The 19159-nt window shown below is 75.2% G+C and carries 16 protein-coding genes; 7 read left to right on the top strand and 9 right to left on the bottom strand.

All coding sequences use genetic code 11. The annotated features are described in order from the left end of the window. Nucleotides 1-10 precede the first annotated feature (10 nt). A complete protein-coding gene (locus ABZU53_RS18875; protein ID WP_355066877.1) occupies nucleotides 11-2479 on the top strand; it encodes a DUF3488 and transglutaminase-like domain-containing protein in 2469 nt (822 codons plus the stop codon). Nucleotides 2480-2852: 373 nt separating this feature from the next. Here ABZU53_RS18875 and ABZU53_RS18880 read toward each other — a convergent pair whose 3' ends face one another. From ABZU53_RS18880 to ABZU53_RS18920, 9 genes are all read right to left on the bottom strand, one after another. After that, nucleotides 2853-3248 (bottom strand): DUF3040 domain-containing protein, encoded by a 396-nt coding sequence (locus ABZU53_RS18880; protein WP_234590673.1) that lies wholly within the window; start codon nucleotides 3246-3248, stop codon nucleotides 2853-2855. A gap of 116 nt (nucleotides 3249-3364) precedes the next feature. Further along, on the bottom strand, nucleotides 3365-4624 hold the full coding sequence (locus ABZU53_RS18885; RefSeq protein ID WP_354862382.1) for a DNA polymerase IV: 1260 nt from the start codon (nucleotides 4622-4624) through the stop codon (nucleotides 3365-3367). Nucleotides 4625-4686: 62 nt separating this feature from the next. Continuing rightward, nucleotides 4687-5859, bottom strand: a complete 1173-nt coding sequence (locus tag ABZU53_RS18890) for a nucleotide pyrophosphatase/phosphodiesterase family protein (protein WP_354862380.1) — start codon at nucleotides 5857-5859, stop codon at nucleotides 4687-4689. After that, a complete protein-coding gene (locus ABZU53_RS18895) occupies nucleotides 5856-6626 on the bottom strand; it encodes a methyltransferase domain-containing protein (RefSeq protein ID WP_354862385.1) in 771 nt (256 codons plus the stop codon). The genes ABZU53_RS18890 and ABZU53_RS18895 overlap by 4 nt, the downstream gene beginning before the upstream one ends. Next, nucleotides 6623-6799: a hypothetical protein gene (locus ABZU53_RS18900; protein WP_354862384.1), complete on the bottom strand. Its 177-nt coding sequence runs from the start codon at nucleotides 6797-6799 to the stop codon at nucleotides 6623-6625. The genes ABZU53_RS18895 and ABZU53_RS18900 overlap by 4 nt, the downstream gene beginning before the upstream one ends. A gap of 97 nt (nucleotides 6800-6896) precedes the next feature. Continuing rightward, nucleotides 6897-10274: an error-prone DNA polymerase gene (locus tag ABZU53_RS18905; protein ID WP_355066878.1), complete on the bottom strand. Its 3378-nt coding sequence runs from the start codon at nucleotides 10272-10274 to the stop codon at nucleotides 6897-6899. 228 nt (nucleotides 10275-10502) lie between these two features. Next, nucleotides 10503-12164 (bottom strand): DNA polymerase Y family protein, encoded by a 1662-nt coding sequence (locus tag ABZU53_RS18910; RefSeq protein WP_355066879.1) that lies wholly within the window; start codon nucleotides 12162-12164, stop codon nucleotides 10503-10505. Further along, nucleotides 12161-12886: a hypothetical protein gene (locus tag ABZU53_RS18915; RefSeq protein WP_355066880.1), complete on the bottom strand. Its 726-nt coding sequence runs from the start codon at nucleotides 12884-12886 to the stop codon at nucleotides 12161-12163. The genes ABZU53_RS18910 and ABZU53_RS18915 overlap by 4 nt, the downstream gene beginning before the upstream one ends. Before the next feature lie 101 nt (nucleotides 12887-12987). Beyond that, nucleotides 12988-13437: an SAV_6107 family HEPN domain-containing protein gene (locus ABZU53_RS18920; RefSeq protein ID WP_354862373.1), complete on the bottom strand. Its 450-nt coding sequence runs from the start codon at nucleotides 13435-13437 to the stop codon at nucleotides 12988-12990. Nucleotides 13438-13890: 453 nt separating this feature from the next. Here ABZU53_RS18920 and ABZU53_RS18925 point away from each other — a divergent pair, with 453 nt between their 5' ends. Genes ABZU53_RS18925 through crtI form a run of 6 tightly spaced genes read left to right on the top strand, consistent with a single transcriptional unit; the run spans nucleotide 13891 to nucleotide 19147 of the window. Beyond that, a complete protein-coding gene (locus tag ABZU53_RS18925; RefSeq protein WP_354862371.1) occupies nucleotides 13891-14379 on the top strand; it encodes a YbaK/EbsC family protein in 489 nt (162 codons plus the stop codon). Beyond that, nucleotides 14376-15146 (top strand): monooxygenase, encoded by a 771-nt coding sequence (locus ABZU53_RS18930; RefSeq protein WP_355066881.1) that lies wholly within the window; start codon nucleotides 14376-14378, stop codon nucleotides 15144-15146. The genes ABZU53_RS18925 and ABZU53_RS18930 overlap by 4 nt, the downstream gene beginning before the upstream one ends. Then, the gene (locus ABZU53_RS18935; protein WP_354862773.1) at nucleotides 15143-15694 is read left to right on the top strand and encodes a GNAT family N-acetyltransferase; all 552 of its coding nucleotides are present in this window, start codon (nucleotides 15143-15145) and stop codon (nucleotides 15692-15694) included. The genes ABZU53_RS18930 and ABZU53_RS18935 overlap by 4 nt, the downstream gene beginning before the upstream one ends. Then, nucleotides 15691-16527, top strand: coding sequence for a carotenoid biosynthesis protein (locus ABZU53_RS18940; protein ID WP_354862772.1), 837 nt, complete (start codon nucleotides 15691-15693; stop codon nucleotides 16525-16527). The genes ABZU53_RS18935 and ABZU53_RS18940 overlap by 4 nt, the downstream gene beginning before the upstream one ends. Then, complete coding sequence (locus ABZU53_RS18945; protein WP_354862770.1) at nucleotides 16524-17648, top strand: glycosyltransferase family 2 protein; 1125 nt, start codon at nucleotides 16524-16526, stop codon at nucleotides 17646-17648. Before ABZU53_RS18940 ends, ABZU53_RS18945 begins: the two co-directional genes overlap by 4 nt. A gap of 11 nt (nucleotides 17649-17659) precedes the next feature. Further along, the gene (gene crtI, locus ABZU53_RS18950; RefSeq protein WP_354862768.1) at nucleotides 17660-19147 is read left to right on the top strand and encodes a phytoene desaturase family protein; all 1488 of its coding nucleotides are present in this window, start codon (nucleotides 17660-17662) and stop codon (nucleotides 19145-19147) included. Nucleotides 19148-19159: the final 12 nt, after the last annotated feature.

Raw genomic sequence — 19159 nt, forward strand, 5'->3', positions numbered from 1 at the left:
GGTTCCCCTCATGATCGCCAGCCGGAACACCGGCGCGGTGGCGGCCGCCGCGACACTGCTCGCCGCCGCGCCGCTGTCGGCCATCTTCCAGACCTGGACGTGGCTGATCCAGTGCGCGATCGCGGTAGCCGTGGTGGCCGGGGTCGCCGCGCTGACGCGGCTCGTCCGCGCACCGCTCTGGGGTCAGGTGCTCGGCATGCTGGCCGCCCTGTTGCTCGCGCTGACCTGGCTGTTCCCCAGCGGCAGCGAGCTGCTGACCTTCCTGCCCACGCCGGCCACGATCGAGCACTTCGCCGACCTGCTCGCCGGCTCGGCGCAGGACATGCGCTCGTACGGCGTCGAGGTTCCGGACACGGACCCGCTGCTGTTCATCACCGTGCTCGGCGTCGGTGGGGTGGCCGTGCTCGTGGACGTGCTGGCGGTGGGGCTGCGCCGGCCCGCGCTGGCCGGGCTGCCGATGCTCGCGATCTACTCGGTGCCGGTCGCCGTCTACGTGGACAGCGTCCCCCCGGCGCCGTTCGTGGTGGGCGCGGCCGGTTACCTGTGGCTGCTGGTCACCGACAACGTCGACCGGGTCCGTCGGTTCGGCCGGCGGTTCACCGGAGACGGTCGTGACGTCGACGTGTGGGAGGCGTCGCCGCTGGCCTCCGCCGGTCGTCGGCTCGCCGTGGTCGGCGTGGTGGTGGCCGTGGCGCTGCCACTGGCGGTGCCCGGCATGACCAGTGGGCTGCTCGACACGCTCTCCGGTGGCACGGGCAACGGCAGCGGCACCGGCCGGGGCGCGGGCGGTTCGTCCGGCCGGATCGACCTGTTCGCGTCGCTCGCCGGCCAGCTCAACCAGTCCGAGGTGGCCGACCTGGTCAAGGTGACCACCTCCGAGCCGAACCCGTTCTACCTGCGCTACGCAGTGGCCGACGAGCTGCGCCCGAGTGGTTTCCAGGCCCGCAACCCGAGTGGCCGGCCGGCCAACCGGGATCTGCCGGACCCGACCGAGCGGGCCGGCCAGGGGGTGCAGCAGGTCCGCTACCAGGCGACCGTCGAGGTCACCAAGAGCCTCAGCATGTCCCTCATGCCGGTGTACGCCGAGCCGGTGCGCACCGAGGACCTCAACAGCAACTGGCTGTACGACCCCAGCCAGCAGGTCATCTTCTCCAACCGGGAGAACTCCCGGGGTCGCAAGTACTCCTTCGACTACGTCCGCTCGACGTACACGCCGGCGGCGCTGCGGGCCGCTCGGCCGCTGCCCGCCGACCATCCGGTCCGCCGCCAGCTCACTGCCACCCCCGGGCCGGTGCCCGAGGTGGAGGAGCTGGTCAAGGGGTTGACCCAGGGCAAGCGCACCGACTACGACCGCGTGCTCGCGATCTACCAGCACTTCTCGGCGGACAACGGGTTCAGCTACCGGCTCAGCACCGAGAGCGGCAGCAGCGGCCAGGACATCGTCAACTTCCTCACCAACAAGGTCGGCTACTGCCAGCAGTACGCCGCCGCCATGGCCTGGCTGGTCCGTTCGGCCGGCATCCCGGCCCGGGTCGCGTTCGGGTTCACCAATGGCAGCAAGCGCGACGGCGACACGTACACGCTGACCAACCTCAACCTGCACGCCTGGACCGAGGTCTTCTTCGACGGGATCGGCTGGGTGCCGTTCGACGCCACCCCGGCGTACGGCGTGCCCGGCTCCACCCGGTCGGCCTGGGCTCCGGACACTGACGCGCCCGAGCCGTCCAGCCCGGAGACGGGCGCCACGGACAGCCCGACCGGCCCGGACTCGTCGGCCGGGCCGGCCGGCCCGGACAACGCCGACCGCGACACCGACTCCGGGCTCTCCCTCGGCGGTGAGACCCCGGCCGAGCAGCCGCCGGTCTGGCCATGGTGGACGGCGGGCGTGCTGGCCCTGTTGGCGCTGCTGGCGGTGCCGGCGCTTCGTCGACTGGCGCTGCGTCGGCGGCGGGCCGGCCGGGCCGACGCCATGGTGGCCACCGCCGCCGGGGGCGACACCCCGTCGGCCGACGGCAAGCCGGTGATGGTGGTCGAGGCCGGTCGCGCTCGCGCGGACGCGCACGCCGCCTGGGCGGAGCTGCTGGACACGATGGTCGACTTCAAGGTCCGAGTGGACCAGACCGAGACGCCCCGGGCGACCGCGGACCGGCTGGTCCGCGATGCCCTCGCCGACGACACGGCGGCGGTCGGAGCGGCGCGGCTGCTCGGCCGGGCGGAGGAGCGGGCCCGGTACGCGCGGAACCCGCTGACCGGCGAACCGCTGCCGCCGGCGCTACGCGCGATCCGCGGCGCGCTCGCCACCCGGGCGGATCGACGGACCCGACTGGTCGCCGCCGTGCTGCCGCCCTCGGTGCTGCTGCGCTGGCGGATCGCCCTGGCGGACGCCTCCGGCCGCCTGGTGGCGCTGACCGGGCGGATCCGTTACCGGCTGCTGCGCTGGAATCCGCGGCGGGTGCTGGCCGACCGAGCGGCCCGCTGACCGACGCAGGTACAGGTTCGGGGCGGCGGTCACCGACCGTCGCCCCGAATGTTTGATCGACTCCGGGTCGGCGATGTGGGCGGATCCGAGCCTCTGGAAACGCCCACATCGGCGACCTGGCCTGGATCTTCGCGCCCACCGAAGACGCGCGCGGAGAGCGGCGTGCATGCGCGGGAAGCGGCGGGCGCGCGCGGGAAGCGGCACGCGCGGAGAGCGGCAGGCAGCGTGCATGCGCGGGAAGCAGCGGGCGCGCGCGGGAAGCGGCGGGCAGTCGGGGAGGGTGGCGGGGCGCACGGATACGACAGTGGTCGCCGGGGCGTTCCCGGCGACCCGCTCGTCGCGGTGTACGGCCCGCCTCAGCGGCGGGACGGGCTCAGCGGTGCCCCTCCGGGCGCTGCCGCCACCTGTCTTCCATCCGGTCCAGGATCGACCGGCGGCGACCGGACCGGCCACCGCGGGGACGACGACTCGTCGTGCCACCCACCACGTGCAGGTCAGGTGACTGCGCCCGCCGGTGCGACTGCACCGCGAACGCGGCCGACGCCAGCATGACGACAAAGCCCGCCACCGCCAGCGGTGGAGTCTTGATCACCGCGCCATAGACCAGTAGAGCCAAGCCAGCGATGATCACGCCGGCAGCGACGAGCAGGCGACGCCGCGCGTGGAAGCGCGGATCGCTGGCGCGCACGGCCGAGGCGAATTTGGGGTCCTCGGCAAGCGACCGCTCGATCTGCTCGAACAGCCGCTGCTCGTGCTCCGAGAGCGGCACGGCACTCCTCCCCGGTCACGTTGGTCGGGCCCACTCGGGCCGACAGACCGTGGCAGCCAACCGGCTGCTTACCCGCAAGTCTACGAGGGGGGTCGCGCGTCGGAAAGCGGGACGACCTACGGGTGGGGCGGATTTTCCTTTCGATGGGCGTCACGGTCCCCCATCAGACTGGCCGGACCTATGACGGACCGCCCGAATCGGGCAGCAGCGGCGTCCGCGGCAGCTTCCGCCTCCCGCCAACCGCGCTCGGGCGCGCCGAGGGTGAGCTGCCGGGGAGCGCTCTGCGCCGGGGCGAGCCCTTCCACCCGGACACCGACGAGCCGGATCCGCTCGCCCGGGTCCAGTGCGGTGTAGAGCGCCCAGACCGTGTCGAACATCTCGCGGGCGGTGTCGGTGGGCACGCCGAGGGTGCGGGAGCGGTTGACGGTGCGAAAGTCGGCCAGCCGCACCTTGAGGGTGACCGTGCGCCCGACCTGGCCGGAACCGCGCAACCGGACGCCGACCTTCGCGCTGAGCGCCAGCAGGGCGCGGCGGATCTCCACCGGGTCGGCCACGTCCGCGTCGAAGGTCACCTCGGCGCCGATCGACTTGTCGACGTGCTCGGGGGTGACCCGCCGCGGGTCACGCCCTGCGGCCAGCTCGTGCAGGTGCGCCGCGGACGCCGCACCCACCGCCCGGCGGAGCATGCCCAGCGGTGCCGCGGCGAGGTCGCCGACGGTGGCCAGGCCGAGCCGGCGCAGTGTCTCGGCAGCCCGCTCCCCCACGCCCCACAGCGCGTCCACCGGTAGCGGGTGCAGGAAGTCGAGGACCTGCCCCGGAGGCACGACCAACAGACCGTCGGGTTTGGCCCGGGTGGAGCCCAGCTTGGCCACGAACTTGCTGGGCGCCACCCCGACCGAGCAGGTCAGCCCCTGCTCGTCGACGACCCGGCGCCGGATCAGCCGGGCGATCGTCGCCGGGGAGCCGAACAGTCTGCGGGCACCGGTCACGTCGAGGAACGCCTCGTCGAGGGAGAGCGGCTCGACCAGCGGGGTGACGTCCCGGAAGATCTGCATGACCGCCCGGGACGCGGCCGTGTACGCGGTGAAGTCCGGGGGCAGGTAGACCGCGTGGGGGCAGCGGGCGCGGGCCTGGCTGGTCGGCATCGCGCTGCGGACCCCGTACCGGCGGGCCTCGTAGCTGGCCGAGCTGACCACGCCGCGCGGCCCCACCCCGCCGACGACGACCGGCCGGCCGCGCAGCTCGGGCCGACGGCGCACCTCGACGGCGGCGAAGAAGGCGTCCATGTCGACGTGCAGGATCGGGCTGGCGGAGTCGTCGGCGTCCGGCCCGAAGCGCGGATCGTCGCCCCGGGGCAACGATTGGCTGCGACCCATCCCGGCAGGCTAACCCGGGGGTACGACAGCACCACCGGCCGACCGGCCGGACCGCGCGCCGCTCAGCCCCGCACGACCAGCAGCGGCACGGTCAGCTCGGCGGCGGTGTCCGCCCCGTGGTACGCCACCAACTTCGACGCCATCGGCCGCTCGGTGCGGCTGGCCATGACGGCGTACGTGTCGTTGCAGGTCACCACCACGTCGCCGATCCGTTCCAGGTGCTCCTCCGGCACCGGCCCGAACCAGCCGGTGGCCACCATCTCCGCCCGGGTACGCACCCGCGCCGCGTCGCCGAGCACCGCCGACCAGGCGGCCACCACGTCGTCGACCGCGCCCGGCTCGACGTGCAGGTAGCGCACCCGGGCCTCGCCGGCGACCACCCGGACCCCGTCGCGCAGCCGTGGATCGGTGTCCAGGTCGAAGCGGTGCGTCAGGGGCACGTCGAGCTGCCCGTGGTCGGCGGTCACCAGCAGCGCGGCGTCCGGTGGCAACCCGTCGACCAGCCGGGCGAGCAGGTTGTCCACCTCGGCGGCGGCGACCCGCCAGGGCGCGGAGTCGAGTCCGCTGAGGTGCCCGTGCCGGTCCAGGTCGGCGTGGTAGCCGGAGACCAGGGTCGGCCCCGGGCCGGCGGACAACGCGGCCAGCATGGTGGCAGCCACCTCGTCGACGCCGGCGGCGCCCCGGAAGTCGCCGCCCCGGTTGGCGGCCAGGGTCAACCCGCTGCCGCCGAACTCCGGCCGGCTCACCACGCTCACCGCCACCCCGGCCGCGCGGGCCCGTTGGAGCTGCGTGGGCACCGGCTGCCAGCGCAGCGGCGACGGGTCGGCGGTCCAGTCGGTGTGGGTGAGCACCCGGTCGGTGCCGGGCACCCGCACGGTGAAGCCGAGCACCCCGTGCGCTCCGGGCGCGACGCCGGTGCCCAGCGTCACCAGGCTCGTCGGGGTGGTGGACGGGAAACCGGCGATGAGCGGCCGACCCACCGTCGCGGCCAGCCCGGCGAGGGTCGGCGCGTGCGGCGCGGCGGTCGGCACCTGGTACCAGCCGAGCCCGTCGACCAGCAGCACGGCGATCCGGCGTACCCCGGCCAGGGCGGGGGCCAGCCCGAGCGGGTCGGTCGACCCGGGCACGCCCAGCACGGCGAGCGCGCTGGGCAGCACGTCGGCGAGCCGGTCCCCGCTGTGCGCCGGGCCGAGGACGGCCAGCGGCGGCGGCCCACCGCCCGGCGCGACGGTCATGCCGGCCGGCGGGCGAACAGGTGCAGCTGGGCGGCCAGGTCCCGGTACGGAGACTGCGCGGCCAGCGCCAGTTCCAGCTCGACCAGGGCCGCGGACTGCCCGTCGGCGACCGCGGCCGGCAGCAGGTCGGCCAGTACGCGTACCCCGTGGATCTCCTCGACCGCCAGCCCGGCGGCGGTGAGCAGCGCGGCGGCGCCGGGGGCGTCGTAGCGGCGGCGCAGCGTGTCGCGCGGCCCGGCGGTGCCGGCCGGGTCGGCGGCCAGCGCCGCCGCGACCTCCAGATGGCCGTTCATGGCGCGGCCCAGCACGGCGGCGGCCCGCCCCGCGACCAGGACGCTCGCCGCGCCACCGGGGCGCAACGCGCTGGCCAGCGCGGCGACCACCGGAGTGGGGTCGTCGACGACCTCCAGGACGGCGTGGCAGAGCACCAGGTCGACGCTGGCCGGCTCGACCAGCCCGGCCAGGGCGTCGCCGTCGCCCTGCACGGCCACGATCCGGTCGGCGACCCCGGCCTCGGCGGCCCGACGGGTCAGCGCGGCCAGCGCGTCCGGGCTCGCGTCGACGACTGTGACCCGGTGCCCGGCGCGGGCCAGCGGGACGGCGAACCCGCCGGTGCCGCCGCCCACGTCCAGCACGGTCAGCTCGGCGGCGCCGCGCCGGTCCAGCTCGGCGCGGAGCACCGACCAGATCACGGCGGTACGGGGGGTCAGCGGCGGCCCGGCGAACCGGCCTCGGGTCTGCTCCACCCGGTCGAGCCTAGTGGTCAGGACTCGGTGCCCTCGACCGCGTCCTCGGCCCGGGACCGGCGCTCGTTGGCCACCGGACCGTTGGTCACCTCGTACTCGCGGGGGTCGGTGAGGTGCGACGGCATCCAGCCGGAGCCCAGCCGGGTCCGCCGGGCGTTGGCGATTCCGCCGCCGGTGTACGTGTGGTTCCCCATCACTTGTCATTCCCCCTCACGGATCACGGGCCGCTCTGCCCGCTCAGGACGAGTCTCCCGCCCGGCGACGCCGAAAACCGTAATGTGGATCACTGGATCAGCGGAAGTCACGGGACGCGGGGCTGACCGGCGGCTCGATCGCGTCCAGCCGGTCGGCGACCAGGTTGGTCACTCCCTCGTGCCGTTGCAGTCGCCCCCGGACCACCAGTGCGGCGCTGGTGCGGGCCACCCGCCGGTAACGCTGCCACAGCCCCGGTGAGCAGGTGACATTCAGCATCCCGGTCTCGTCCTCCAGGTTGAGGAAGGTCACCCCGCCGGCGGTCGCCGGGCGCTGCCGGTGGGTGACGATGCCGCCGACCCGGATCCGCTGGCCCGGCTCCACCCGACCGAGCCGGGCGATCGGCACCGCGCCGAGCACGTCGAGCTGCCCCCGGATGAACCGGGCCGGGTGGCTCTCCGGCGACAACCCGGTGGCCCACACGTCGGCGACCAGCCGGTCCACCGCCTCCATGCCGGGCAGCGTGGGCGCCGCCGCGCCGGTCACCGTGCCGGGCAGCCGGCCCGGTCGGTCCTGGGCCGCCGCGCCGGCGGCCCAGAGCGCCTCCCGCCGGGTCAGCCCGAAACAGGCGAAGGCGTCCGCGGTGGCCAGCGCCTCCAGCTGCGCGGCGGTGAGACCGACCCGCCGGGCCAGATCCGGCATGTCGCGGTACGCCCCGCCGGCCGCCCGCTCGGCCTCGATCCGCTCGGCCACCTCGGCGCCGAGGGTACGCACGCTGGACAGTCCGAGCCGGACGGCCGGGCCGCCCAGTCCCCAGGCGTGCGGCGGCTCCCCCGGCCCGCTGCCCCACCGGGTGTCCGGGGTGGACTCCAACACCGCCAGCGCCCCGCTGGCGTTGATGTCCGGGCGGCGGACCTCCACCCCGTGCCGGCGGGCGTCGTCGACCAGGGTCTGCGGGGAGTAGAAGCCCATCGGCTGGGCGTTGAGCAGCGCCGCCAGGAACGGCGCCGGGTGGTAGCGCTTGAGCCACGAGCTGGCGTACACCAGGTAGGCGAAGCTCATCGCGTGGCTCTCCGGGAAGCCGTAGCTGGCGAACGCGGTGAGCTTGCGGTAGACGTCGTCGGCCAGCTCGCCGGTGATGCCCCGCTCAGCCATCCCGGCGTAGAGCCGGTCGGCGATGCGGGTCATCCGCTCGACCGAGCGTTTCGCGCCCATCGCCCGGCGCAGCTGGTCGGCCTCGGCCGCGTCGAAACCGGCCAGGTCGATGGCGAGCTGCATCAACTGCTCCTGGAACAGCGGCACACCCAGGGTCTTCTCCAGCGCGTTGCGCATCAACGGGTGGGCGAAGGTCACCGGCTCCTGACCGTTCTTGCGCCGGATGAACGGGTGCACCGAACCGCCCTGGATCGGACCCGGTCGGATCAGCGCCACCTCGACCACCAGGTCGTAGAACTCGCGGGGCTTGAGTCGGGGCAGGGTGGCCATCTGGGCGCGACTCTCCACCTGGAACACCCCGACCGAGTCGGCACGGCAGAGCATGTCGTAGACCTCGGGGTCGTCCAGCGTCATGTCGCCGAGGTCGAGCCGGGACCCGATCATGTCGTAGCCGTAGTGCAGCGCGGAGAGCATGCCGAGGCCGAGCAGGTCGAACTTCACCAGGCCGACGGCGGCACAGTCGTCCTTGTCCCACTGGAGCACGCTGCGGCCGGGCATCCGCCCCCACTCCACCGGGCAGACCTCGATCACCGGACGGTCGCAGATCACCATGCCGCCGGAGTGGATGCCCAGGTGCCGGGGGAACGTCTGCAGCTCGTTGGCGTACTCCACCACCTGCTCCGGGATGCCCTCGACGTCGACCGTGGCGACCGAGCCCCACCTGTCGATCTGCTTGCTCCAGGCGTCCTGCTGACCGGGTGAGAAGCCGAACGCCTTGGCCACGTCCCGTACCGCCGACCGGGGCCGGTAGGAGATGACGTTGGCGACCTGGGCGGCGTGCTCCCGGCCGTAGCGGGTGTAGACGTGCTGGATCACCTCCTCCCGGCGGTCGGACTCGATGTCCACGTCGATGTCCGGCGGACCGTCCCGCTCCGGGGCGAGGAACCGCTCGAAGAGCAGCCGGTGCCGGACGGCGTCCACGTTGGTGATGCGCAGCGCGTAGCAGACCGCCGAGTTGGCCGCCGAGCCCCGACCTTGGCAGTAGATGTCCTGCTCGCGGCAGAACGTGACGATGTCGTAGACCACCAGGAAGTAGCCGGGGAAGCCCAGCTCCTCGATCATGTTCAGCTCGTGGTCGAGCTGCGCGTACGCCGTCGGGTGCGCCTGCGGCGGCCCGTAGCGCTCGTGTGCCCCGTCGGCGGTCAGCTTGCGCAGCCAGCTCATCTCGGTGTGCCCCGGCGGCACCGGGTACGCCGGCAGTTGCGGCGCGACCAGTTGCAGGTCGAAGGCCAGCTCGGCGCCGAACTCGGCGGCCCGCGCCACCGCGCCCGGGTACGCGGCGAACCGGGCCGCCATCTCCGCGCCGCTGCGCAGGTGGGCGGTGGCCGCCGCGGGCAGCCAGCCGTCGATCTCGTCGAGGCTGCGCCGGGCTCGGACGGCGGCGACAGTGGTGGCCAGCCGACGCCGACCGGGGCTGGCGTAGTGCACGTTGTTGCTGGCCACCGTCGGCAGCCCGGCCGCGGCGGCCAGCTCGGCGAGCGCGTCGTTGCGGTCGGCGTCGACGGGATGCCCGTGGTCGGTCAGCTCCACCGCCACCGTCTCCGCGCCGAACAGCGCGGTCAGCCGGTCCAGTTCGCGGGCCGCCGCGTCCACTCCCTCGGTGAGCAGCGCGCCCGGCACGTGCCCCTTGCGGCAGCCGGTCAGCACCAGCACGTGGTCGCGCAGCTCGGCGGCGACCTCCTCCAGGTCCCCGTAGATCGGGCGGCCCTTCTCCCCGCCGCGCAGTTGGGCACGGGCGATGGTGGTGGCCAGCCGGGCGTACCCCTCGTGGCCGTGCGCGAGCACCAGCAGGTGCGCGCCGTGCGGGTCGGGTTCGCCGTTCTGCGGGCCGGGCAGCCCGAGGGACAGCTCCGCGCCGAAGATGGTCGGCAGGCCCAGCGTGCGGGCCGCCTCGGCGAAGCGGACCACCCCGTAGAAGCCGTCGTGGTCGGTGACGGCGAGCGCGGTGAGCCCCAACCGGGCCGCCTCCTCGGCCAACTCCTCGGGATGGCTGGCGCCGTCGAGGAAGCTGAAGTTGGTGTGCGCGTGCAGCTCCGCGTAGGGCACCACACCGTCGGGGCGGGGCAGCTCCGGCGGCTGGTACTGCTCGCGCCGGCGACTCCAGGCCGGGGAGTCCCCACCGTCGGCGTCCACGGCGAGCGGGTCCACCACGTGCAGGTGCCGCTCCTCGCGCGACCGCCCGCCGCCGGAGCCGCCGCTGGCCCGGCCGGAGAGCACCCGCTCCAGCTCCGACCAGGGCATCTTCGGGTTGTGAAAGCTCATCCGGCCCCTCCGCCGGCTCGGACCGCGCCGCCCGCTCGGACCGCGCCGGCCGCTTCTGCCGGCCCGACGGCGGTGGCATGACCGACCAGCCGCCCGGCGGTGCGCGACCCCGCCAGCGGCAACAGCCACCGTGAGCGGTATGACTGTGAGTCATATTTATGACTCACAGTCATACCGCTCATCAGGACATCTGCCTCCCGGCCAACGCCGGTCATGGGCCAACCTGACTCAGTCATAGATCGCCTCCACCAGCCACTGCCCGGACTCCACAGCGAGCAGCAGAGCGGTGCCGTCGGCGAGGCTGACCTGGAACCGTGCCCGACGGCGAGCCTCGGCCGGCGCCCACCAGCGCTCGTCCACCGGCCACGGCCCGGCCCAGCCCACGATCTCCGCCGGTCGGCCGTCGCCGACCACCAGCCGGGCGGGAACAGCGCTCACCGCCAACCGCGCGCTGATCACCACCGGCTCGCCGGTGGCGTCGTGCACGGTCGCGGCGAGCGGGCTGGGCAGCACCACGGCGGGCGCGGGCGGCGGCAGCCGGCCCGGCCACGGCGGAACGCCCCCGCCGCGGTCAGCAGGCCGACCGGCACCACCGGCACGGTCACCGCCGGCACGGTCACCGCCGGGGGCCGGGTCGGCGCCGGCAACGGCCGGCGGGCCGGGCCGGGCGGGGAGCCGTTCGTCGCCCCACGGCACCAGGCGCACCTGGTCGGCCGGGGAACGCCCACCGCCGAGCACCGCCGTGACCACCGCTTCCGGGCCGAGGATGCCCTGCACCCGACTCAATGCCCGGTGCGCCCTCTCCCGCTCCTCGCCCGTCTCCCCCCAGAGGCCGGTCTGCAGGCCGGCCTGGGCGATCACCCCGTCCGGGATCAGCCGCAGCCGGATGATGCCGGCCGTCGGCCGGGCCGGTCGGGCACCGGCGCGGCCGTTGCTGCCGGAGAGCCAGCCATCGAGCTGCCAGCGCACCCGGTCGGCGATGGCGGCGGCGGTGAGCAGGCCGTCGTGCCGCCACACCCGGTGCAGCTCCTGCCCGTGCTCGGTGACCGCCTCGATGCCGAGCCGGGTGCAGGCCAGCCCGTGCCCGGCGAGCCGGTCGTGCAACTGCTCGGCCAGCGCGCGGGCGGCGAACGCCGCCGCGTCGACCCGGTCGATCGGCTCGTCGTACGCGGAGGTCACCGTCAGGTCGGTCGGCGGCTGCCGGACGGCGAGCGGGCGGTGATCCCGGCCGGCGGCCAGCCGGTGGGCCAGCGCGCCGTCGAACCCGAACCGGGCCAGCACGTCACCGGCCGGTAGCGCGGCGAAGTCGCCGAGGGTCCGCACCCCCAGCCGGCGCAGCAGATCGGCCAGTGCGGACCGACCGAGCGCCTCGACCGGCATCCCGGCCAGGAACGCCGGTGTTCCGCCCGGCGCCACCACCCGGCCGGCGCGGGCGGCCAACCCCGCGGCGAACACCCCGTCGGCGATGCCCACCTGGCTCTCCACCAGACAGGACTGGGCGACATGCTCGATGAGCCGCTCGGCGGCCGCCTCCTCACCGCCGAGGTAACGACTCGGGCCCCGGGCGGCGACCGCGCAGGCGCCCGGGCGGACCACCTCGACGCCGGCGACCAGTTCCTCCAGCGCGGCGACCACCGGCTCGAACGCCCGGGCGTCCCGGCCGGGGTCGTACTCCACGACGGTGAGCTGCGGGCAACGGCCCTGCGCCTCCCGCTTGCGCAGCCCTCGGCGCACGCCCTCGGCGCGGGCCCGCTCGGAGCAGGCGACCACCCGGTTGGCGTGCAACACGGCGACCGGACCGGTGGCCGGCACCCCGTCGACGATCTCGGCGGCGAGCACCGGCCAGTCCGGGCACCACAGCAGCAGGGTCCGGATCGGCGAGCCGGTCACCCCGACCCGACCAGGGCGAGCGGCACGGACGGACGGCCCACGGTCGACCGCACCGCCCGGGGAATGACCCGGGTGAGCTCGGCACCGGGAAGCCAGACCTTGATCTCCTTGGGGCGGGCGGCCGCTCCGCGCCCGCGCGCCGAGACGGTGACCTCCCGGCGACGCAGCCGCCCCCGGCCCTGGCCGAGCCCTTCCCAGACCCCACGGACCACCTGCAACGTCACGTCCGCGCCGTCCCACCGGCCGTACGGAACGAGCACGCTGCCGCGCTGCCGGGCCCGCGCGGCCAGCCGGGTGGCGACCGAGGCGGAGACCGCGGCGGGTACGGCGGTGACCACGACGTCCACCCCGTCGATCAACGCGGCGACCACTGTGGCCCACTCGGGGCCGGGATTCGGCACCAGGGCCAGCCGGTCCAGGGCGATGCCCAGCTCAGCTGCCGCACCCGCGCCGAACGTCGGCACTCCGACCACGGCACACCACGAACCGGCCCGGGACGCCTCGGCCAGCAGGGCCAGCACCAGCGAGGTGCCGCCACTGCGTCGGGGCTGACCAGCGACGACCGCGATCGTGCTGCCGCGGCGCAGGCCCCGGTTGGGCAGCAGGCCGGTCAGCTCGGGCGCCACCGGTAGCACCCGGTGGCCGCCGACCGGATCGGGTGCGCTCGCCGGGCGTACCAGATCGGCCAGTGCGGCGGAACCGACCACCATGCGGCCCGCCATTGGACCAACTCCCCCGTCGTTGCTGTGGAACAGATCAGGACCGACGCACCGTGACGCCGGCCGCCCGGCTTCCCTTCCAAGCGGCCGGCGTCACGGCGGGCTCAGGCGGCGAGGCCGTCCAGGGCCGGTTGGTGTGCCACGCCGAGCGCGGTCTCCACCACCGTGACGAACTGTTCGGCGGCGCGGAGCAGATCGTCTGCCTCCCGGGCGCTGACCACCCGGGGGATGCCGGCTTCGGCGGCGGCTCGTTTGCCGGCCCCGGCGGCGAAGAACCGGGCCCACTCGTCGAGCTCGGGGGCGACGGCGCAGAGCAGGACCCAGACGCTGGTGATCCGGTTGCGCCGGCTCGGGGCGGGCCGGGCCCGGGCGGCGAGCAGGGCGGCCGCCGCACGCAGCGCCGCCAGGTGGGCGGCCGCATAGCGCAGGCCGTCAGGTCGGGTCTGGCCGGCCTCGACCAGCCCACGGCGGGCCAGGGTGAGGAGCTGGGCAGGGGTGCGGTGCGGCAGCACGTGCGCCGGCACCGTCGGTGCCTGAGCCGGGTTGGTCGGCATGGACTGTCTCCTCCACATGGCCGGGGCGTCGGCCGGGGCAGTGGTGCCGCCGACGAGACGCCGAGGTCGGGTGGTGCGGAGGAAGACGCACCGGGGGTGGCCGGCCGGGTGTGGATGCTTCCCCACACCACACCCGGCCGGCGTACCGGCGGGTTCGTCGCCCGCCGCCCGGGGGTCGTGGGCGGCGAGCGACGCTCCTGCCTGACGGGACCGGGCTCGCGACTGCCCGGAAACCCAGGTGCGGCCCGCGAAGCCACACCGCCCGGAGCTGGCGCCGCGAAACACCGCGCTCCGGCTGGTTGGAACGGGCGTTCGAGGCAATCGAACACTCGTTCTAACTGCTCCTGACAGTACACCTCCCCTCCGACGAAAATGCAACGTGTGACGCGCCGAGGCTCGCCGTCCGTACGCACCGGAGTGAACCGGCGCCGGCGGACCGGGAAGAATGTCCCCATGCAGCCACACCCGAACGTACGGGCGGTGCAGGACGCACTCGACGTCGCCGGTGCGCGCGACGGCGCCGGCCAGCCCAGCACGGTCCGCCTGCTGCCCGACGCGGTGCACACCGCGGCAGCCGCGGCCGAGGCGCTCGGCGTCGAGGTCGGCCAGATCGCCAACTCGCTGATCTTCGACGCGGACGACGCGCCGCTGCTCGTGCTCACCTCCGGCGCGCACCGGGTCGACACCGCCGGCCTCGCCGCGTCCATCGGAGTCACCCGGCTGCGCCGGGCCACCCCGGAGTTCGTCCGGAAGCACACCGGGCAGCCGATCGGCGGGGTAGCCCCGCTCGGGCACCCGCAGGCGCTGCGCACCCTGGTGGACACCGCGCTGGCGGCGTACCCGCAGATCTGGGCCGCGGGCGGCGTACCGCAGGCGGTCTTCCCGACCACCTACGCCGAGCTGCTGCGCGTCACCGCCGGCGTCCCGGCCGAGGTGGCGTGAGCGAGCCGCGCGAGCGAACCGGCCGGCACAGCAGCGCCGTACCGGAGCTGGTCACCCTGCACGTGTGGCGGACCTCCCGCGGCGCGCTGCCCCGGGCGCTGACCCGGATGGCGGTGGACCCACGTCGACTGCGGGCCCTGCCGGGTGTCCGGTTCGGCAAGCTGCTGGGCACGGGGACCGGCACCGGCTTCGGGCCGGGTGACGCCGACCTGACCCGGTGGGCGGCGCTGACCGTCTGGGACTCCCCCGCCGCGGCGGCCGGCTTCGACGACTCGCCGGTCGGACGCGCCTGGGCGCGGATCGCCCACGCCCAGGCCCGGGTCGACCTGCGCCCGCTGAGCAGCCGGGGCGAGTGGTCCGGCCAGCGACCGTTCGGCGAGCCGCCGGGCGGCCGGGTCACCGGCCCGGTGCTGGCGCTGACCCGGGCCCGGTTACGGGCCCGCCGGGCGGCCACCTTCTGGCGGGCGATCCCGCCGGTGGCCGCCGCGCTGCGCGACGCGCCCGGGTTGCTGGCCCGGTTCGGCGTCGGTGAGGCCCCGCTGGGATGGCAGGGCACGGTGAGCGTGTGGCGCGACCCGACGGACCTGGTGGCGTTCGCGTACCGTCACCCGGAGCATCGGGCGGCGATCATGCGAACCCCCACCGCGGGCTGGTACGCCGAGGAGCTGTTCGCCCGGTTCGAGGTACGTGACGTGGTCGGCGACCGGACGGTCCTCGGGTGGGTCGCCGACGGCGACCAGGCGACAGTGAAGGGTGGACGGGCATGAGGTTGGTGCGCTGGACGCCGGACGATCTCGTCCGACGGCTGGACGACGTGGTGGCCGTCTACGGCGAGGCGATGGGGTACCGCACCGACCTGCTGGAGGCCCGGCGCGGCTACATCGCCACCCACGTCCGCCGGCCCGGGTTCCGGGCCGTGGCCAGCCTGACCAGCGAGGGTCACCTCGCCGGCTTCGGGTACGGCTATCTGGGCGGTCCGGGCCAGTGGTGGCACGACCAGGTGCACCGGGCGCTGGACGCCCCGACCCGCAAGCGCTGGCTCACCCACTGCTTCGAGGTGGTCGAGCTGCACGTCCGTCCGCCGGCGCAGGGGCACGGGCTGGGCGCCGGGCAGTTGCGGGCGCTGCTCACGATGGCCGAGGGCGACACCACACTGCTGTCCACCCCGGAGGCCGAGGAGCAGACCTCGCGGGCCTGGCGGCTGTACCGGCGGTTCGGCTTCGTCGACGTGCTGCGCGACTTCCACTTCCCCGGTGACGAGCGGCCCTTCGGCGTACTCGGTCGAGACCTGCCGCTCGAGCCCGCCGCGTCATGACCCGGCGGATCTCCTGGACGCTGCTCGCCGTCCTGGTGCTCGCCCAGATCTGCTACCCGCTGACCACCGGCGCCACCCGGGCCGGGCTGACCGTGGCCACGGTCGTGCTCGGCTGGCTGCTCTCGGTCGGCCACGCGCTGCTCAGCCGGGGCCCTCGGGTGGCGGCGGCGCTGGTCGCGGTGGCCACCGGCGGCGGGTTCGCGATCGAGGCGATCGGGGTGGCCACCGGTGTGCCGTTCGGCAGCTACGACTACTCCGGTGAGCTGGGCCCCAAGCTGGCCGGGGTGCCGTTGATCATCCCGCTGGCCTGGACCTGGATGGCCTGGCCGGCCTGGCTGGCCGCGGTCCGCCTGACCGGCGGCAGCGGCACGCCGCTCGGCCGGTGGGTGGGCCGGATCGCGCTGGCCGCGGTGGGGCTGGCCGCCTGGGACCTCTTCCTCGACCCGCAGATGGTCGCCGAGGGCTACTGGGTCTGGCGGGACGCCACCCCGGCGCTGCCCGGCCTGGCCGGCATCCCGGTCAGCAACTACCTGGGCTGGCTGCTCTTCGCGGTGCTGCTGATGAGCGCGCTGCGCCCGCTGGCTGGTCCGGCCGCCGAGCACACCGACCGGCGGGACCACCCGATGCTCGCGCTGTACCTGTGGACGTACTTCTCCAGCATCCTGGCCCACGCGGTCTTCCTGGACCTGCCCGCGTCGGCGCTCTGGGGCGCGGCAGGCATGGCGGTCACCGCCGTGCCGTTGGCGGTGACCCTGCTGCGCGCCCGCCGGCCCCACCACGCGCGCCGGGACGACCACCAACCGCACCGCCCGGGCGTCGACGCGACCCGATGACCGTCCTCGTCGCCCTGCTGCTCGCCGTCGCCGCGCTGACCGGGCACACCTGGGTCAACGCCGCCCGATGGCTGCGCCGACCCACCGACCGGCCGGATGACGTCGACGAGCCGGTGGCCGTGCTGCTGCCGCTGCGCGACGAGGCCACCCGGGTCACGCCCTGCCTGCGCGCCCTGCTCGCCCAGCGTGGTGTGCCGGCGCTGCGCATCGTGGTCCTCGACGACGGGTCCACCGACGGCACCGCCGACGTGGTCCGCGCGGTCGTCGGCGACGACCCGCGGGTCACCCTGCTCAGCGGGGTCGCCCCGCCGCCGGGCTGGCTGGGCAAGCCGCACGCCTGCTGGCAGTTGGCCACCCGGGCCGACCCGGCGGCCACCGCGCTGGTCTTCGTCGACGCCGACGTGGTGCTCGCCCCGCACGCCGTGGCCGCGGCGGTCACCGAGCTGCGCGCCGCCCGCGCGACGCTGCTGTCGCCGTACCCCCGGATCGTGGTGGCGACGGCGGCCGACCGGCTCGTGCAGCCGCTGTTGCAGTGGTTGTGGCTGACCTTCCTGCCGCTGCGGGCCATGGAGCGCTCGCGGCGGCCGTCGCTGGCCGCGGCGGGCGGGCAGTTCCTGGTGCTGGACCGGGCCGGCTACACCGCCGCCGGCGGGCACGCGTCCGTCGCCGACAAGATCCTGGAGGACGTCGAGCTGGCCCGGGCCGTCAAGCGCGCCGGGAGGCGGATCGCCCTGGCCGACGGCTCCCGGCTGGCCACCTGCCGGATGTACGACGACTGGCCGCAGCTGCGCGACGGGTACTCGAAGTCGCTGTGGGCGTCGTTCGGGCACCCCGGCGCGGCGGCCGCCGTGGTGACGCTGCTGCTCCTGCTCTACACCGCCCCGCCGCTGGTCGCGCTGGCGGTCGCCTCGACAGCTCCCCGGATGTCAATGGTTGCGCTCATCGCATACCTGCTCGGGGTGGCCGGGCGGGTGCTCACTGCCCGGGCGACCGGCGGCCGGTGGTGGCCCGACGCGCTCGCACACCCCGTGTCGGTCGTGGTCCTCGGTTGGTTGACGCTGCGGTCGTACCATCTGCGAAAGCGACGCCGCCTGACCTGGCGGGGCCGCCCGGTCAGCTAGGAGGGCGCGGCATGGCGCGGATCGTGGTCGTCGGCGCCGGGGTGGGTGGCCTGGCCACCGCCGCCCGGCTGGCCGCAACCGGGCACCAGGTGACCGTCTTCGAGGCCGCCGACACGGTCGGCGGCAAGCTCGGCCGGTACGCGCACGACACCCCGGCCGGGATGTTCCACTTCGACACCGGGCCGAGCCTGCTCACCCTGCCCGAGGTCTTCCACGACCTGTTCGAGGCGACCGGGGCGAAGCTCGACGAGTACCTGGACCTGACGCCGCTGGACCCGATCGTCCGGCACGTCTTCGCAGGTGGCGGCCCGACCCTGGATTCGTGCACCGACCCGGTGGAGTTCGCCGCGCGGATCGGGGCCGCCCTCGGCGACCGGGCGGCGGCCGACTGGCAGCGGCTGTGGCGCCGGGCCGCACGGGTGTGGGAGGCCTCCTCGCGGGACATCCTGCGCCGTACCGTCGACTCCCCCCGCGACCTCGCGTCGCTGGCCTGGCGCGTCGGTGACCTGGCTGCCATCGCCCCGGGCCGCACCCTGCGCGGGCTGGGCCGCCGGCACCTGTCCGACCCGCGGCTGCGGATGCTGCTGGACCGGTACGCCACCTACACCGGCGCCGACCCGCGGCGGGCCCCGGCGGCGCTGGTCGCGGTCCCCTACGCCGAGCTGACCTACGGCGGGTGGTACCTGCGCGGCGGGCTGGGCACGCTCGCCGACGCGCTGCTGACCCGCTGCCTGGACCTCGGCGTGGTGGTGCAGACCGGCACCACGGTCACCCGGATCGACGCGGCGGGCGGCCGGGTGCACGGGGTACGCCTCGCCGGCGTCACCGCGCCGGTGCCCGCCGACGTGGTGGTGGCCAACGTCGACGCGCTCACCGTCTACCGCGACCTGCTGCCACACGCGCGCCGGCTGGCCGGCCTGACCGATCGCAGCCTCGCCGGTTTCGTGCTGCTGCTCGGCGTCTCCGGCAGCACCGGCCTGGCGCACCACAACGTCTTCTTCCCGCGCGACTACGACGCGGAGTTCGACGCGGTCTTCGGCGATCCGGGGCGGGGCGTCCGGGCCCGACCGGCGGCCGACCCGACGGTGTTCGTCACCGTGGCCGACGACCCGATGGTCCGCCCCGCCGGGCACGAGGCGTGGTTCGTGCTGGTCAACGCCGCCCGGCAGGGCACCGCCGGTGGCGCGGTCGACTGGCGACGCCCGGGGCTGGCCGACGCGTACGCCGATCGGATCCTGGATGTCCTGGCCGAGCGCGGCGTCGACGTGCGGGACCGGCTGCTGTTCCGCGAGGTGCGCACCCCGGCCGACCTGGACGCGGCGACCGGGGCGCCGGGCGGCGCGATCTACGGCACCGCCGGTGGCCTGCTCCGCCCGGCCAACCGGGGCCCGGCGCACGGGCTGTGGCTGGTGGGCGGCTCCAGCCACCCCGGCGGTGGCCTGCCGATGGTGACCCTCTCCGCGCAGATCGTCGCCGACGAGATCGGCCCCGCCTGGTGAGACCCGACGGGG

The sequence above is a fragment of the Micromonospora sp. NPDC005194 genome, assembly GCF_040608335.1.
GTDB lineage: Bacteria > Actinomycetota > Actinomycetes > Mycobacteriales > Micromonosporaceae > Micromonospora.